This window comes from Thermocoleostomius sinensis A174 (genome assembly GCF_026802175.1).
GTDB lineage: Bacteria > Cyanobacteriota > Cyanobacteriia > Elainellales > Elainellaceae > Thermocoleostomius > Thermocoleostomius sinensis.
The window spans coordinates 4,648,333-4,664,406 of sequence record NZ_CP113797.1 but is presented as its reverse complement, the minus strand read 5'-3'; the positions used below and the strand labels follow the sequence as shown (position 1 = coordinate 4,664,406).

The window sequence follows — 16,074 nt, the reverse complement described above, 5'->3', positions numbered from 1 at the left end:
GGTAGACAGTACCTTGGGATACGCTTTGCAAAAGATTTAGCAAAATTTTAGACCCCATCAGCTTTTCAAGGTAGGGATTGAAATGGGTACTACCCACCCTACTTTAGCTTTCGCCTTTCTCTAGGTTGGATAGCACACCTTTGTACCACCCAAGCCACAATAGCCACCGGGATTCTTAGCTAGGTACTGCTGATGATAGTCTTCGGCATAGTAAAACTCAGGTGCATCTAGGATTTCAGTAGTGATTTCGCCATACCCTTCTGCTTTCAGCGCCTGTTGATAGGCTTGTTTAGACGCTTCCGCCAACTGTCGTTGTTCGTCAGAATAAACATAAATGCCCGATCGATACTGAGTTCCAACATCGTTGCCCTGCCGCATTCCTTGGGTGGGGTTATGGCTTTCCCAAAACACTTTTAGCAGATCGGCATAGCTCACTTTTTGAGGATCGTAGACAACGCGCACGACTTCATTGTGACCGGTCATGCCAGTACAAACTTCTTGATAAGTGGGGTTGGGAGTAATCCCTGCGGCATAGCCAACGGAGGTGCTGTAAACGCCATCCTGTTGCCAGAATTTGCGCTCGGCTCCCCAAAAACAGCCAAGTCCAAACAGTGCCAGTTCCATGCCTTGGGGAAAAGGAGGCTTGAGGGGGTTGCCATTAACAAAGTGGCGATCGGTGACAGGCATCGGTTCAGAGCGACCCGGTAAGGCAGTGTCAGGAGTCGGGAGGGTTAGTTTTTTACCAAATCCAAATAGCACCATAGAATTAGAATTTAGACTGGATGGGGATTAGTTGTTATCTTTCTTTACCTATAGTGTAGCGATTTGATTTGAGGATTTTGGTGGTAGCCATAAATCCTTGAATTTAAATTAGGGTGAATCTGAATCACGCCACTCGAATCTGTCCAGCCTCAACGGTGAGAATTTGAGACGATTTCAGCCATTGAGCATCAAAAGAGCCAAGATGTGTCGTGGTAATTAGCGTTTGAAATCGATCTTGAATGGTTTCTAGCAGTTTGTTTTGACGATTCAAATCCAGTTCTGCCAATACATCATCCAGCAGCAATAGGGGCGGCTCCCCTACAACGGATTCAATCAGTTTTAGTTCCGCCAGTTTCAGTGCCAGCACCAGAGTTCGCTGCTGCCCTTGTGAGCCGTACTGCCGGGCTGGAGTTTGGTTAATGGTAAACTCCACTTCATCACGGTGAGGTCCAACCAAGGTTGTGCCTTGATGCCATTCAGCGATCGATCGCTGCTGCATTTTTTCCAAAAAGGACTGTTGAATCGCCTCTGAATCGTCCTGTTGAGCCGCTACATTGGGAGCATAACGGATCTCCAAGGTTTCAGTACGAGCGCTGATGGCTTCATGCCAAGTTTGCGCTAGTGGAGCTAAGCGTTGCAGCACTCTGGCTCGGCGGCGAATCACCCGCGATCCGATCGCCGCTAGCTGCGCATTCCAAATCGACAGTTCTGTCGAAGCCTCTAGAGAACTGGCGACATCAGGAAGATAAACTGAGGCGGCATCCCTAACCTGGCTCTCTGGCGTTGCCGCTTCTCCGCGCTGCCGTTTTAACAGCGCGTTGCGCTGCCGCAGCACAGTGTTGTATTGCTGCAAAATATAGGCATAGACTGGTTCTAGTTGAATCAGTAGCGTATCTAGCCAACTGCGCCGCTCTCCGGGTCCACCCCGTACTAGATCTAGATCTAGACTAGAAAACTGCACCGCATTCATCACACCTAAGAAATCTAGCTGACGACGCAGGGTTTCTCCGTTCAGGCTGACAGTACGGCGTCCGTTGTGGCGGAAGGTCATGGCTAAGTCAATGCATCCAGTCTCTCGTTGCAATGCTGCCGCAATTTGACCGACTTGCTCGCCTTCCAGCACTAACTCTCGATCGCGCAACGATCGATGGGAATGTAGTGTTGCCAACAACTCCACTGATTCGAGTAAATTCGATTTTCCTTGCGCATTATCTCCCAATAAAATTGTTTTGGGAGCAGAAAACTCAACGAACTGTTCTCGGTAGTTGCGAAATTGCCGCAAGTGCAGCGTTTTCAAATACATAACAGCGACAGCAGAAGTCCCTGAATGCAAAAGGGACAATTTCAGTATTATCGACTATTTAAGGATGATTCATAGTGCTCCGTCTGACCTTAAGTTAGACATCTAATTTCAGTTATTTGTGCCTATCGCTTGACAGCCATCGCAGTATACTAAACCAACATCTATGTGTCTAATCTTGGTTTTAAGCGCCTGTTTCTGATTCAGTTGTTTCGTTTCAAGCTAATTGCTGAAAAGAATCTGACTTCTTCTACCTTTATGTTCCCTGATGGTCAATCAACTAGTCAATCAACTATTGCTGGGCGGATGATTTCAGCTATTGCCCATGAATTACCTGTAAAAGCCAGATACCTTAAAAACAAATTGTTGGGCTAGCCTAATTTGTCAACACCATCCGTTTTCCCGTTCATTTGAGTATCCTTAAAGCCCCCTTTTGGTTCCTGTGAAGTCTTGATTAAGGGAAGTAATCCTAGCAGCCTGTGCCTTGCCTGCAATGATAGGGTGGTGTTCAGGTAAGTCTGAGATCAATCTGTGGAAAACAGCCTCTGAAGGACTCCATCTCCGAAGGAACCTATTGCCAACGGAAAAGATTACCAGGAGAGCAGCTTTCCAGAAGAGCGATCGGATTTCCAGTGCTCAATTTTTCACAGGGCATTCCTATTTTCCATTCGTTCCAAGTATGTTTAAGCCGGGTTCTGCGCGCTCTTGTTTGTGTTTCCTTCGCCAACGCTTGCTCAAAACCATCTTGTGCAGACTTGATTGCTCATTTCACCCAATGTCAGCGCTCAAACTTGCTGACAAGACAACTCCACCGTGAATCAAGATATAGTCCCAAGGCTTGCAGCCATGATCGAACTGCTATTGGCATCAACCATGAGCGCTCGGCTAATACAAACTGCTGATTGGGATGCGGGTTTCAGGTAGATTTCAATCTGCACTCTATCAGTAAAGAAGCTAGAGAACACAGACTGGGTGGATAACAGACCGTTGACACGCGCACAGCTTTGTTAACCAGGGTGAAATCGCCCACCGATCCTGCTGGTCTTTACTGGTTTAAGGCGCAGCCTAAGAATACAAGAATATGGAATAGTTGCTGCGATTGTTAATAGTTCCACTCGTCTCTACTGACAGCGAATCATGAGCAATTTGAAGAAACGTGCCGTACAAGGATTGGTTTGGACGCTTGTTGGCTATGGCGGAGGGCAAGTTTTACGACTAGGAGGAAATTTAATTCTCACTCGTCTCCTGTTTCCAGAGTTCTTCGGACTCATGGCGCTAGTCAATATCTTCATCATGGGGCTGGCGCTGTTTTCAGATGTGGGCATTGGAGTCAGCATCATTCAAAACAAACGGGGCGAGGAACCTGACTTTGCCAACACCGCATGGACAATTCAGGTGATTCGTGGGTTTGGACTGTGGCTGGTTTGTCTACTAATGGCGGCTCCAATGGCCCAGTTCTACAACGAACCCCAGTTGCAGTGGTTGATTCCGGTTGTGGGCTTGACGACGGTAATTGGTGGATTCAACTCCACGGCGTTTTACCTGATGGAGCGCAACTTAGCGGTTCGACAACTTACCCTAATGGAACTAGTCACCCAGATCATTCAATTGGTGGTGATGGTGATTTGGGCTTATTTTGATGCCAGTGTCTGGTCGTTGGCCGTGGGAAGTCTAGTCTCTACAGCAATTAAAACAATCTGGAGCTTTTATCTAATACCTGGCTACTCGAATCGATTTACTTGGGAAAAAAGCGCGGCTAGGGAACTGTTCTCAATCGGCCGCTGGATTTTCGTTTCAACTGCCTTCACGTTTTTGGCAGAACAAGCCGATCGCCTCTTGCTCGGTAAACTATTCTCTTTAGAGCTATTAGGAGTGTATGGCATTGCGCTTATGCTCAGTGATGTGCCCCGCAGCATTGCAATTTCACTGGGCGGTAAGGTAATTTTTCCGGCTGTTTCAATGCTGATTGATCTGCCGCGCTACGAACTGCGATCAAAATTGCTGCGTAACCGCAAGCCATTGTTGCTGGGCTTAACCGCCATGATGATGTTGTTGATCAGCTTTGGTGATTACCTAATTTACTTGCTCTATGACGAGCGCTATGAAGACGCTGCTTGGATGTTGCCCATTCTGGCTTTGGGAATTTGGCCTCGCCTCCTCTGCTCAACGGTAGAAGCTTCTCTGACAGCCCTCGGAAAAGTACATTACACTGCTATTGGAAACTTCACCCGAATGGCCTTCACCATTGTTGGGATTTTAGTTGGATTTGCCTGGCTAGGAAACCTGGGGGCTGTGCTAGCAGTGGCACTAAATGACCTGTTCTACTACGCAGTTGTCACCTATGGCTTACACCGAGAGAAAATCGGTTGTTTAACTCAAGATATTCAAGCAACTGGGTTATTGTTCGCCGGGCTGGTGTTCTTGGCTTTGGGGCGAGTTCTCTTCGGGTTGTCGTTACCGTTGCAAGGAGTCGCTTAACGTTTTCTTACTTCGCTCATGACCGATCGCAATTTGCAAACCCCCCACAGTGGCTATCACTGGGATGGCTCGTCTCGACGTTTTTTTGAGGGCTGGTATTACCGAGTCACATTGCCAGAACATCGGCAAACGGTGGCCTTCATGTATTCCATCGAAGACCCAATTGGCGGCAGCCCCCATAGTGGGGGCGCAGCGCAGATCCTAGGCCCTGATGATAAATACCTCTGTCGCACTTTTCCCGATGTCAATCGGTTTTGGGCCTGGCCGGATGCGTTGGGATTGGGGCACTGGGGTATTACAGAGCTACCGCCTGGCCATCCCCCAGTCTACTTAGATCCGATCGACTTTACTACCAAGGTGCAACAAGGTTATCAAGCAACTGCAACCTGGCATCAAGGCAACTTACATGATCCTGGAACTGGACAGACGGCTCGTTGGGAATATCACCTTCAACCTATTTATGGCTGGGGCAATCCTGCTCAATCGCAGCAATCGACGGCAGGTTGGTTCTCCCAGTTTCAACTGTTTGAACCAGGTTGGCAAATTTTGATGGCACATGGGTTGGCGACGGGTTGGATTGAGTGGAATGGCCAACGCTACAGCTTCAGAGATGCTCCGGCCTATGGAGAAAAAAATTGGGGTGGTGCATTTCCTAAAAAGTGGTTTTGGCTCAACTGCAATGCCTTCGAGCAGGAACCGGACTTGGCGCTGACTGCTGGAGGCGGCTATCGTGATGTTCTCTGGTGGACAGAATCTGCTGCCCTCATTGGTATTCATCATCAGGGCAGGTTCTATGAATTTGTGCCTTGGAATGCCTATGTGGAGTGGGAGGTGCATCCGTGGGGCTATTGGCGGATGACGGCTCGCAATGACCGCTATGAAGTAGAGTTAACGGGAACTACGACCCGATCGGGCACACCGCTGCGCGCTCCTACCGTCAATGGCTTAGCATTTTGCTGTCGAGATACTATGCATGGTCAGCTACACCTAGAGTTGCGCGATCGATCGATGGGTCGATCCCGTACCATTTTGGTAGCTGATAGTTCTCTCTGTGGTTTGGAAGTGGGAGGCAGTCCGTGGCAGTCGGTCTGGCAAGCTGCTGCTTCCTATTGGCCCAGCTTCCGCTACGTGAATTATGTAAGTAACTAACCGTCCAATCAATGCTCGATCAATCCCGGCTTGCAAAATTGGGGGAACTTCCGATATGGTTTTAGGAGCATTCGAGAGCCTGTGGTTCGGTCGGCAATCTTCGCGATGAAGATCGCTGTTCTCAAATGACGTTACTTAACTTTAACTAAGGAGACAACCATGAAACCAGCGCTTTCTCACACCGTTTTGCGATCGATGGCTCTTACGACTGCCTTTACCCTAACGTTGGCAACTGCTAGCATGGCATCTCCTTGTATCTTCAGCAAGATGAGAGGTGCGTCTGAAGCCAATGCGCCCCACTATACACCAGGTTCTGTAGATGCAACCGTGGATGCGGCTGATCTGTCTGATTCGGTTGATGCTCCAATGGCTGGTTCGACCTTGAGCAACGTGAATCAACTGTCTGACTTCAACAAACTGGCATTAGGGCTTGGACTTGTAGCCGCCGCAGGGTTGATTGCAGGCGGTATTGGGCTAAAGCGACGACTGTCTCGTCCTGTAGAGCCGATCAACTCAGCTGTAGCCTCGGAAGCATCAGCAGATTCTGCCTTTGAAACCTCTGCCTTTACAATCGAAGTTCCTGCGGCGGCCTTAGAATCTTTGAATACCCGCGAAGAATCGTCTGAAGCCGACTCAGTTTCAGTCTAAGGCCATAGAGTTTTAGCTTCTGAAAATCCGAAAAGGGCGCCCCTTGAGTGGGCGCTTTTTACAGCTATACCCCCGGCTGTCGCCGTTCTCCTTGGTAAGGGAGACTATAGAGGGTCATCAAGAGTTGTCACTAGGTTTGAACGGTCATTGAGTTGTTAATCGATCGCCTGCGATTGCTTGATATTAACCCCACTTGATATTAACCCCAATATATTGACTCCAATGATGATTCGGGCTAGTCACTCCCAGACTGTCCCTCTGGGCTAGTTACGTCTGCTAACCTACGATCGCTGCTTGGATTTCCATCAACCGTTAGAATAATTGATGCGTGTTGTGCAGCCTAGGAGAGAGTGATAGTGCCATGTTTGACTAGCGCTCACAAGCAAGCTAATTCCTAACCCCTAATTCCCCCATCCCTACCATGTCTGTTCGCGTTCGCATTGCTCCTAGTCCTACTGGAAATCTCCATATCGGCACAGCCCGAACGGCCGTGTTCAACTGGTTGTTCGCTCGGCACCAGGGTGGACAGTTTATTTTGCGCATTGAGGATACGGATTTAGAGCGATCGCGCCCTGAATATACTCAAAACATTCTGGACGGCTTAAGCTGGCTCGGATTGGATTGGGATGAGGGCCCATTTTTCCAAACCAAGCGGATGGATCTGTATCAGCAGAAGGTACAAGAACTGCTAGACAAGGGTTTGGCCTACCGCGCTTACGATACCCCTGAAGAACTCGACGCTATGCGCGAGGCTCAAAAAGCCAGAAACGAAGCGCCTCGATATGACAACCGTCATCGCAATCTCACTCCAGAACAAGAGGCAGCATTAGTAGCCGAAGGACGTAAACCCGTCATTCGCTTCAAAATTGATGACGATCGTGAAATTACTTGGATTGACTTGGTGCGCGGCAAAGTAACGTGGAAAGGGCGCGACTTGGGCGGTGATATGGTGATTGCACGAGCAGCCGACGCCGAAACGATCGGGCAACCGCTCTACAACTTTGTGGTGGTGGTTGATGACATTGATATGGGCATCACTCAAGTGATTCGTGGCGAAGACCACATTGGCAACACCCCGAAGCAAATTTTGCTGTATGAAGCCTTGGGAGCTACTGTGCCAGAATTTGGGCATACACCGTTGATTTTGAACCAAGCAGGAGCCAAACTCTCAAAGCGAGATGGAGTTACGTCCATTTCCGACTTTCAGCGCATGGGCTACACCGCCGAAGCACTTGCTAACTATATGACACTGTTGGGATGGTCGCCACCGGAAGGAATGAACGAGATTTTTACCTTATCAGAAGCCGCCCAGCACTTTAGCTTCGATCGGGTTAACAAAGCAGGAGCCAAGTTTGACTGGGACAAGCTGAACTGGATTAACAGTCAGTATTTGCATCATATGCCGGTTGAGCAAATCACTGATTTGTTGATTCCCTATTGGCAAGCAGCAGGATATGAGTTTGACGCCACGAACGATCGAGCCTGGTTAGAGCAAATTGCCGCCTTGGTTGCTCCGAGCTTGGTACGTCTAGAGGATGCAGTAGAGATGACACGATATCTATTTGTAGCAGATGTGGGCTTTACAGAGGCGGCCACGGCTCAGTTGCAACAGCCGAATGTTGCTACGGCTCTGGCAGCAATCCAGTCTGTATTAGAGCAATCCCCTGCGCTGACAGAGTCCACCATTCAAGCGATCATCCAGCAAGGCGTCAAGGCCGCCAATGTGAAAAAAGGGCTGGTGATGCGATCGCTGCGGGCTGCCCTCACCGGAGATATGCAAGGGCCAGATCTAGTGCAATCTTGGTTGCTGCTGCATCAGCGCCAATTCGATATTCGTCGGTTAAATCAAGCTCTGGCTGTTGCGGAAACGCCCTTAGGCGAATGAGATTCGCTCTTGCCTGATGTAGTGGTTTGATGTAGTGGTTTACCTAGTCGTCAAGATGTCTAAGCCCTGTGTACCCTGCTGAGACAATCGCGGCAATCGGTCGATCGCAACTCATAAAACCTGATCAATCAATCTAAACTTCCTGTTAACAAAGGAACTGTCGTATTCTAATTCTGGTCATCAGCAACGGGTAGCCATGCCAATGTTGCTGATTTAACTTTACGAACTTTTACCCATGCTGACTCAAGGGTTGAAACTGATTCGCTTGCCTCAAGTTGTGTTACTGTTGTTACTTGGTTTATGGACGGGTGAATACTCAGCGCGAAATACGGCTGATGCTCAAACGGTGGAACTTTCACCTGGTGTCACCATTTTTGAAGACGTAACCCTCAGCCCTAATTTTACGCCTGATCCCACCACGATTCGGGGGATTAGTGGAGGGGCGATCGCCAGCCGCGAGCTAGCAGGACGTACCGAAACCGCCACTGGACCCTGTAATGGATTTGTGGATGAACAATCGGATCACCGCATGATATTAACTGAATTTTTCAGCTATCTGAGCCTGCAAGTGGAAAGTCCAGAAGATACTACCCTGATTGTTCGAGGTCCAGGAGGGGTTTGGTGTAATGACGATTTTTCTGGACAAAACCCTGGTATTGCCGGACAGTGGCTCTCTGGAACCTACGAAATTTGGGTTGGGTCTTACTCGCAGGATGCCTACCACCCCTATGTCATTCGTATTTCTGCCACCAAGTAAGAACAAGTAAGAAATGCTGCTGTCCGGAGTTTTCTCACCAGGTTTTCTAAAAGGCTTCTAGTCCTGCCGAGCCAAGACCTCGGAACATCAGCCACGAGAGAAAGAAATCTGAGAAGAAAATGGCTAGCAACGAGGTGACAACAGCCGCTGTGGTGGATTGTCCAACGTCTTTAGCTCCACCGCTGGTGGTTAACCCCCAACTACAGCCAATAATGGCGATCAGCGTGCCAAATACCGCCGCTTTGATGGGGGCGCTAAATAAATCCCAGGATGTAACAAAGGCTTGAGCCGAATCAAAGAAAGATTCTGTACTGAGGTCATAAAACTGTGTTGCTACCACCCACCCACCTAGCATTCCTGTCACCAGGGAAAACACGGTCAAGGCCGGCACCATCATTAAACAGGCAGCGACTCGTGGCACAACGAGGTACTCTACGGGATCGGTTCTGAGGATATAGAGGGCATCAACTTGTTCGGTCACACGCATGGTAGCAATTTCAGCGGCAAACGCGGCTCCCACTCGACCGGCCACCACCACAGCCGTCAGCAACGGTGATAACTCGCGGCTGAGGGCAATGGCCAAAATTCCCCCAACGGCTGAGCTAGCCCCAAACCGCAAGAACTCGCGAGCCACTTGAATGGTGAATACCATCCCGATCGATGCAGCAATAACTAACACAATCAATAACGAAGCTGGACCTACGGCGGCCATTTGTTCTAGGGTGTTGCGGCGATCGATCCGCCCGGTGATGAGATGAAACACCACCCGCCCCCCTAATAGAATTGACTCCCACAGCCGCTGGCTCCACCGCCCAAACCCGGAAGCAACAATAATTTGATTCATGGGAACACACTCAACTGGCAACGCATGTAACAACAACCCGCTACGGCAATGGTGTAACGAACGCCGATCGCGAGAATGCCGCTAATATTAGCGTTGATTTGATGCCGAGAAACAGTTCTTAACTTATCATACGCTCACTTCTTAGCTAGACTGGCTGTATTCTTCGACAGCCAAACATTGAGTCGATTGATAACGAGCACCGATCGCCTTTCGTATCCTCAAGGTCTGGGCAATACTGGTTTTCTCTGTATCTTTGCTTGAAGATCTGCCAAAGTCACGTATGCCAGTGTTAGTTTATCTATGGCTCTCCCTCTCTCATTTCCCTACCGCTAGGGTAATTCAGGGACGCTTAAATTAATACTCAACGTTCCAGTTTCTCCATCTAACTGAGCCAGCACTCCCACGGGTAATGCCGCGTTGACGCCATCGTGTCCAAACGGTAAATCCGACACAATCGGGATTCCCAAATCGGACAATCGATCCCGTAAGACTTCCTCGACGGTAAAACTGGGAATGTTGGGCGGTGGATCACACTGGCTGAATCGTCCTAAGGCAATGCCCCGTACCTTGGAAAATGCACCACTCATGCGCCACTGTGTCAACATGCGATCGATGCGATAGGGGGCTTCGGTCACATCTTCAAAGGCCAAAATCGCGCCTACTAAACTTGGTTGAGCGGAGGTATTGAGCAGGTGGGTTGCAACCGTGAGATTAGCAGGCAACAGCACGCCACTGGCTTGTCCGCCGCCCCAACCCACTCCCTGCAACGGAGCTAGCGATCGCCCTTCCACCCAATCAAACAAGCGTTGTACCGACCAGTCCGGCTCAGCGGACAGTGTTGTGAGCAACGGCCCATGTACTCCAGAAATTTCTTCCCGGCACAGTCCCCACAACAGGCTCGTAATATCTGAAAACCCAATCAACCATTTGGGACGATCGATCGGCGACCAGTGCCAAGCTTCCAAGAGTCGTGCGCCGCCGTATCCACCTCTTGCACAAAGAATCGCCCGACAGTCCGGATCGAGCCATGCCGCTTCTAGCTGCGATCGTCTTTCGGCATCGGTTCCCGCCAAATAACCCCAGCGCTGATCATAGCCCGGACTCAACTCCACCCGATAGCCCCGCGATCGCCAAATCTCTATTCCTTCCTGCAACGCATCCAGTTCTCGCAAGACCCCACTGGGCGCAATCACTAGCAGACGATCGCCAACTTGAAGCGGAGGAGGAAGAACCAGCATGAATTTTGAATAACGACGCTCTAGGGTATCAGTGGATGAATTGTAGCTTGTACTTCTTCAATTACGTCTGCCGGGACACACTCAACAAATCGAGCATTGTCAGCTTTCCAGTCTAGACACCTAATTTGAATCTACAAGAATGCCCCCTGAACGTGTAAGCCCACTGGTAAACGAACCTCAAAAGGGTATCCTTTTTGTTGCTTCGTGAACGATTGTCTGTACAGAGTATGTACAGGGTGACAACTAAGCAGTACCTGCCAAGAAGAATCTAGATCACTACCAACATATCTCTAATCCACGCTTCCACCCGATCGCCCATTGCCTGCATGGAATACTGAGATTCTGCCTGTTGGCGACAGGTGTGACGATCGATTTCATCCAGTCGCTCAATGGCTTCCACCAGTCCTTCAATGGAATCAGGCTCGACGAGCCATCCAGTTTTGCCGTGCTGCACAATTTCTGCGGGGCCGCCCCGACGGTAGGAGATCACCGGAACGCCACAGGCAAGGGCTTCGATCGCCACGTTACCAAACGCCTCAATCCATTTTGGAGTCATTAGTAGCCCCCGGCAGGATCTCAATTCAGCTTGTAGCTGGTCGGTCGGCAAAAATCCTCCGTAGGAAAAGTCGGCATCGGTTTGACAAATCTGCTGCCAATAGTCAGGGTTCGGCATCGCTCCCCAGATTTTCAGAGGAATCTGGCACTGATGAGCCGCCACGATCGCATCTTCAACGCCTTTCTCTGGCGCAATGCGACCGACCCAACCAAGGTAATTGGCGGGTTCTGGCTGAAATTGATACAGCGAGAGATCTAAACCGTTGCTGAGAATGCGACATCGATTGCCAAACGCAAAGGTATCGGCTTGGGCGCGGCTGTGGACGCCGATCGTGCCGGGAAAACGATCAAGAGTTTGTGCAATCACTGTATCCATTGCCTCAGTCAACGATCCCATGCTGACGAGATGGGCGATCGGCTTGGCAAAGAAGGGCGTCAGGTAAAACGGCAACCAATCGTAGGCAAAGTTAATCAGCACATCGTATTGATCTTGCTGTTGGTAAGCATACTCCCACATGTTGCCCAATACCGAATTAGCTGGCAGGACGATCGGGGCATCGCGTCCTTGCGTTTGGGCGCTGCTCTGCAAGTTGCCGGCAATTTGGGCAATCGGCAATCCTGCTAATTTAGAACCAGCCGGGGCTACAATTTGCACCTGGTGATCTCGCCGCATCAGTTCTTGAGCCATGTTCTGCAAGGTTAGTTCTACCCCGCCGCCCAGCCCAGTTCCTAGTGGCCCCACCGGAGTCGAGAGAAACAACAGCTTTAAGGATTTGAAATTAGCTTTACGATCAGAAAGTTGCGGCACTGAGACATTCTCCGACCAATTAAGCAGGCTTTTTACAGATTGAGTTGGGGATTAAATTGCAGTTCAAACCGATCGGGTCGATCGACTTCATCCAAGCTTACGCTTAGCCAGAAATCCCGATGCCGGTAGGTAGGGATCTCCTCATCTCAATCCGTCGTACCACACAGAATAATAATCGATAAGATTGAGGGTAAGTTGGAGTCTGTTTTAACCTCACAGCACTCCGGATGGTGAGCAATCAAAACCATTCTAGAATCCTCACGTCATTGAACGCATGTTTGTATGATTGGGATGTTAGAAAGTAGGGCAGAATAGTTGAGTTATGGACGAAGAGAAACAGCAGGAGAATGCTCAAGGGGCAGTGGCTGAATCGGAAACTGTAGAGCAATTGGGAAGTGAGCCAATGTCTGTTGAACCAAACCTATCCAATGAGGCCGAAGTGAATCAAGACCAGTCGATCGGTGAACCGACCGTTCCACCCACCGAATCAACCCTAGAGCCAGAAGTGGAGCCGTTTGATCTTAGCCCAGAGCCGTCTGTTACGGTTGAGGCAGTACCGTCTGTTGAACAAGATTCGGAACTGCGGGCCAAAGTTGAAGAACTAGATCAGCGGGTAGAGGCACTTAAGGCGCAACTAGAAGAACGAAACAATCAATATATGCGTCTAGCGGCCGATTTTGAAAACTATCGCAAGCGAACTCAAAAAGAAATAGAGGAACAAGAGCAGAAGGTCAAATGTTCGACGATTAAAGAACTACTACCTGTGGTAGATAACTTCGAGCGCGCCCGATCGCAAATTAAAGTTCAAACAGACGCAGAGAAGAACATCAATAGCAGCTATCAAGGCATTTACAAAGATTTCGTCGATCGGTTGAAAAAAATTGGAGTTGCGCCGATGCGAGCCGAAGGGGAACCGTTTGACCCCAGCTTACATGAAGCAGTGATGCGCGAAGAAACTGATCAGTACCCTGAAGGAACGGTCGTTGAAGAACTGCGACGAGGCTATGTGCTAGGCGATTTAGTATTGCGTCACGCAATGGTTAAAGTAGCTGCCGCCCCTGAATACAGCGGGTCACCTGAAGAAGAGCAATCAATGAATTAGCCCTCATTTGTGCCAATAATTTGCACTAATTAAGTTGTGCCAATAAATGTACATCGTCAATCCCTGGCTGTTGAACGCTGGGGATTTTTTAAGTCGGCATCTATTTCTGACCAAACTCTACAGCCATACCCTATAGCCATAGCAGAACGATGAAGCCCCTTTCTTGTGCTCGCTGCCTATTTTCTGGAGCTTGTTCTGGAGCGTCTACGGCGTTGGATTGTCTTTCCGTGGCTATTTCTGCCATCACCCCAGAGACGCAAAACATTTTGAACCAAGTTGATCGCATTCTTAGGTAATTGCGGAATACTGAGCTAGAAAATAAGGCTTCAGGGCGTTGCTGAACGCAGATAGGAATTGCCCGCATCCCCAACCCTTCTCCCGAGGGAGAAGGAAACTAGGACTCTTCCTCTGCTTTGGCAGAGGGCTAGGGAGAGTGCTGCAAGCAACTCCAGCACGAGAATCATACTTCTTGTTCAGCAACGCCAATAAGGCTTTAGCCGCAGGCGTGTGCTCATTAGCTTGCATCGTGTTCATCACAACCGGCGAATTATGGGAAAAGTTATTGGCATCGATTTGGGGACAACAAATAGCTGTGTTGCTGTACTAGAGGGAGGCAAACCCGTTGTCATTGCTAACTCTGAAGGTGGCAGAACTACTCCCAGTATTGTGGGGTTTGGCAAAACCGGAGAACGGTTAGTTGGGCAATTAGCTAAACGCCAAGCTGTCACTAATGCGGAAAATACCGTCTATAGCATTAAGCGGTTTATCGGTCGCCGTTGGCATGATACCGAAGATGAACGCGATCGAGTGCCTTATAACTGCACCAAAGGCAAAGACGACACAGTGGATGTCCAAATTCGCGGCCGCCTGTATACGCCTCAAGAAATTTCTGCCATGATTCTGCAAAAATTAAAGCAGGATGCAGAAGCCTACCTAGGTGAGTCAGTGACTCAAGCCGTTATCACCGTTCCTGCTTACTTCACCGATGCCCAGCGCCAAGCCACCAAAGATGCCGGAACGATCGCGGGCTTAGAAGTTCTACGCATTATCAATGAACCCACGGCGGCGGCTCTCTCCTACGGCTTGGAAAAGCAAGATCACGATCAAAGAATTCTGGTATTTGACCTAGGCGGCGGTACGTTTGATGTTTCGATTCTGCAATTAGGCGAAGGGGTCTTTGAAGTTAAAGCCACCTCTGGCAACAATCATCTGGGTGGGGATGATTTTGATAACGTGCTGGTGCGGTGGCTAATCGATAATTTTCGAGAGCGAGATGGCATCGACCTTGCTGCCGATAAGATGGCGCTTCAGCGGCTGCGGGAAGCGGCAGAAAAGGCCAAGATCGAACTGTCCACGATGTTAAGTACGTCCATCAATCTGCCGTTCATTACTGCCGATGAAACCGGGCCCAAGCATTTAGAAGTAGAACTAACACGGGCCAAGCTAGAGGATTTAACCAATCATTTGGTTCAAGCCACCATCGATCCGGTTGCTCAGGCGTTGGCAGACTCCAATTTAACTCCTGACCAGATTGATCGAATTATTCTGGTGGGCGGTTCGACTCGCATTCCAGCCGTCCAGGACGCAATCAAGACTTTTTTCAAGGGAAAATTGCCCGATCGATCGGTCAATCCCGATGAAGCTGTGGCATTGGGGGCTGCCATTCAAGCAGGCGTATTGGGCGGAGAAGTGAAAGACCTGCTGCTGCTGGATGTGACACCGCTGTCGTTGGGCATTGAAACCTTGGGTGAGGTGTTTACCAAGATTATTGAACGTAATACCACGATTCCCACTAGCAAGACACAAACCTTTTCAACCGCCACTGACGGGCAAACTTCCGTAGAAATTCATGTCTTGCAGGGGGAACGAGCGATGGCCAAAGATAACAAGAGTCTGGGCAAGTTTCAACTGACCGGCATTCCGCCGGCCCCTAGAGGAGTGCCGCAAATCGAAGTCTCGTTTGAAATTGACGCGAACGGCATCTTGAAAGTAGCGGCTCGTGATAAGGGAACTGGTCGAGAGCAAAGCATCCAAATCTCTAACACGGGCGGATTAAGCGAGGCGGAAGTAGAACGAATGCGCCAAGAAGCCGAACTGTACGCTGATGAAGACGAACAGCGTAAGCAATTAGTCACCTTACGCAATCAAGCCGATACCCTGCTCTACAGCTACGAATCTACTCTCCGCGATAACGCCCATTTCATCCAGGATGGACTGAAGGAACAATCCGCCCAACGTGCTACCGAACTGAAGGCGGCTCTGATCAATCGATCAATCACCCCTGAATCCCTACGGCAACACATCGAATCCCTGCAACAATTACTGTTCTTGATGGGTGAATCAATGTATCAAAAAGCACAAGATAGGAGTCACGATCCGATTTATACCAGCCCCACGGTTCCTACCGCCGCCATGCCATGGCAAGAGACCGAGCCGATGCCCTATGCCACCGAGACGTTGGAAGCAGATTTCGTCACCGATGAAACAATCACTGCCGAGTACGAAGCCGTTGACTAGAACAATTTGCCCGATGGTGAGCAATTTCTAA

Annotated in this window: 13 protein-coding genes; 8 read left to right on the top strand and 5 right to left on the bottom strand. The window is 49.6% G+C overall.

Annotated features, from left to right (window positions below):
* Window positions 1-120: 120 nt before the first annotated feature.
* Both msrA and recF read right to left on the bottom strand, forming a co-directional pair.
* Window positions 121-762 carry a peptide-methionine (S)-S-oxide reductase MsrA gene (gene msrA, locus OXH18_RS20090; RefSeq protein ID WP_268609246.1) on the bottom strand — a complete coding sequence of 214 codons (642 nt, stop codon included), beginning with the start codon at window positions 760-762 and terminating at the stop codon, window positions 121-123.
* Between the two features lie 124 nt (window positions 763-886).
* Window positions 887-2,065: a DNA replication/repair protein RecF gene (gene recF / locus OXH18_RS20085; RefSeq protein WP_268609245.1), complete on the bottom strand. Its 1,179-nt coding sequence runs from the start codon at window positions 2,063-2,065 to the stop codon at window positions 887-889.
* Window positions 2,066-2,230: 165 nt separating this feature from the next.
* Between recF and OXH18_RS20080 the strand changes: the two genes are divergently transcribed.
* The 6 genes from OXH18_RS20080 to OXH18_RS20055 all read left to right on the top strand — a co-directional run bounded on the left by OXH18_RS20080 (window position 2,231) and on the right by OXH18_RS20055 (window position 8,979).
* A complete protein-coding gene (locus OXH18_RS20080) occupies window positions 2,231-2,437 on the top strand; it encodes a hypothetical protein (RefSeq protein ID WP_268609244.1) in 207 nt (68 codons plus the stop codon).
* Between the two features lie 762 nt (window positions 2,438-3,199).
* Window positions 3,200-4,540, top strand: coding sequence for an oligosaccharide flippase family protein (locus OXH18_RS20075; RefSeq protein ID WP_268609243.1), 1,341 nt, complete (start codon window positions 3,200-3,202; stop codon window positions 4,538-4,540).
* 18 nt (window positions 4,541-4,558) lie between these two features.
* A complete protein-coding gene (locus tag OXH18_RS20070) occupies window positions 4,559-5,689 on the top strand; it encodes a tocopherol cyclase family protein (RefSeq protein ID WP_268609242.1) in 1,131 nt (376 codons plus the stop codon).
* Between the two features lie 159 nt (window positions 5,690-5,848).
* On the top strand, window positions 5,849-6,337 hold the full coding sequence (locus OXH18_RS20065; RefSeq protein ID WP_268609241.1) for a hypothetical protein: 489 nt from the start codon (window positions 5,849-5,851) through the stop codon (window positions 6,335-6,337).
* Between the two features lie 421 nt (window positions 6,338-6,758).
* Complete coding sequence (gene gltX / locus OXH18_RS20060; protein WP_268609240.1) at window positions 6,759-8,222, top strand: glutamate--tRNA ligase; 1,464 nt, start codon at window positions 6,759-6,761, stop codon at window positions 8,220-8,222.
* A 235-nt stretch (window positions 8,223-8,457) separates the two neighbouring features.
* Window positions 8,458-8,979 (top strand): hypothetical protein, encoded by a 522-nt coding sequence (locus OXH18_RS20055; protein WP_268609239.1) that lies wholly within the window; start codon window positions 8,458-8,460, stop codon window positions 8,977-8,979.
* A gap of 46 nt (window positions 8,980-9,025) precedes the next feature.
* Here the strand turns inward: OXH18_RS20055 and OXH18_RS20050 are convergent, their stop codons facing one another.
* From OXH18_RS20050 to OXH18_RS20040, 3 genes are all read right to left on the bottom strand, one after another.
* A complete protein-coding gene (locus OXH18_RS20050) occupies window positions 9,026-9,823 on the bottom strand; it encodes an MlaE family lipid ABC transporter permease subunit (protein ID WP_268609238.1) in 798 nt (265 codons plus the stop codon).
* 329 nt (window positions 9,824-10,152) lie between these two features.
* A complete protein-coding gene (locus OXH18_RS20045; RefSeq protein ID WP_268609237.1) occupies window positions 10,153-11,061 on the bottom strand; it encodes a S66 peptidase family protein in 909 nt (302 codons plus the stop codon).
* A gap of 268 nt (window positions 11,062-11,329) precedes the next feature.
* Window positions 11,330-12,424, bottom strand: coding sequence for a glycosyltransferase family 4 protein (locus OXH18_RS20040; RefSeq protein WP_268609236.1), 1,095 nt, complete (start codon window positions 12,422-12,424; stop codon window positions 11,330-11,332).
* A 322-nt stretch (window positions 12,425-12,746) separates the two neighbouring features.
* Here OXH18_RS20040 and grpE point away from each other — a divergent pair, with 322 nt between their 5' ends.
* Window positions 12,747-13,526: a nucleotide exchange factor GrpE gene (gene grpE / locus OXH18_RS20035; RefSeq protein WP_268609235.1), complete on the top strand. Its 780-nt coding sequence runs from the start codon at window positions 12,747-12,749 to the stop codon at window positions 13,524-13,526.
* A gap of 549 nt (window positions 13,527-14,075) precedes the next feature.
* Complete coding sequence (dnaK, locus tag OXH18_RS20030; RefSeq protein WP_268609234.1) at window positions 14,076-16,043, top strand: molecular chaperone DnaK; 1,968 nt, start codon at window positions 14,076-14,078, stop codon at window positions 16,041-16,043.
* Window positions 16,044-16,074: the final 31 nt, after the last annotated feature.

Coding starts and splice junctions, on each gene's coding strand:
- msrA (WP_268609246.1), bottom strand. CDS start 762: ATGGTGCTATTTGGATTTGGTAAAAAACTAACCCTCCCGACTCCTGAC.
- recF (WP_268609245.1), bottom strand. CDS start 2,065: ATGTATTTGAAAACGCTGCACTTGCGGCAATTTCGCAACTACCGAGAA.
- OXH18_RS20075 (WP_268609243.1), top strand. CDS start 3,200: ATGAGCAATTTGAAGAAACGTGCCGTACAAGGATTGGTTTGGACGCTT.
- OXH18_RS20070 (WP_268609242.1), top strand. CDS start 4,559: ATGACCGATCGCAATTTGCAAACCCCCCACAGTGGCTATCACTGGGAT.
- OXH18_RS20065 (WP_268609241.1), top strand. CDS start 5,849: ATGAAACCAGCGCTTTCTCACACCGTTTTGCGATCGATGGCTCTTACG.
- gltX (WP_268609240.1), top strand. CDS start 6,759: ATGTCTGTTCGCGTTCGCATTGCTCCTAGTCCTACTGGAAATCTCCAT.
- OXH18_RS20055 (WP_268609239.1), top strand. CDS start 8,458: ATGCTGACTCAAGGGTTGAAACTGATTCGCTTGCCTCAAGTTGTGTTA.
- OXH18_RS20050 (WP_268609238.1), bottom strand. CDS start 9,823: ATGAATCAAATTATTGTTGCTTCCGGGTTTGGGCGGTGGAGCCAGCGG.
- OXH18_RS20045 (WP_268609237.1), bottom strand. CDS start 11,061: ATGCTGGTTCTTCCTCCTCCGCTTCAAGTTGGCGATCGTCTGCTAGTG.
- grpE (WP_268609235.1), top strand. CDS start 12,747: ATGGACGAAGAGAAACAGCAGGAGAATGCTCAAGGGGCAGTGGCTGAA.
- dnaK (WP_268609234.1), top strand. CDS start 14,076: ATGGGAAAAGTTATTGGCATCGATTTGGGGACAACAAATAGCTGTGTT.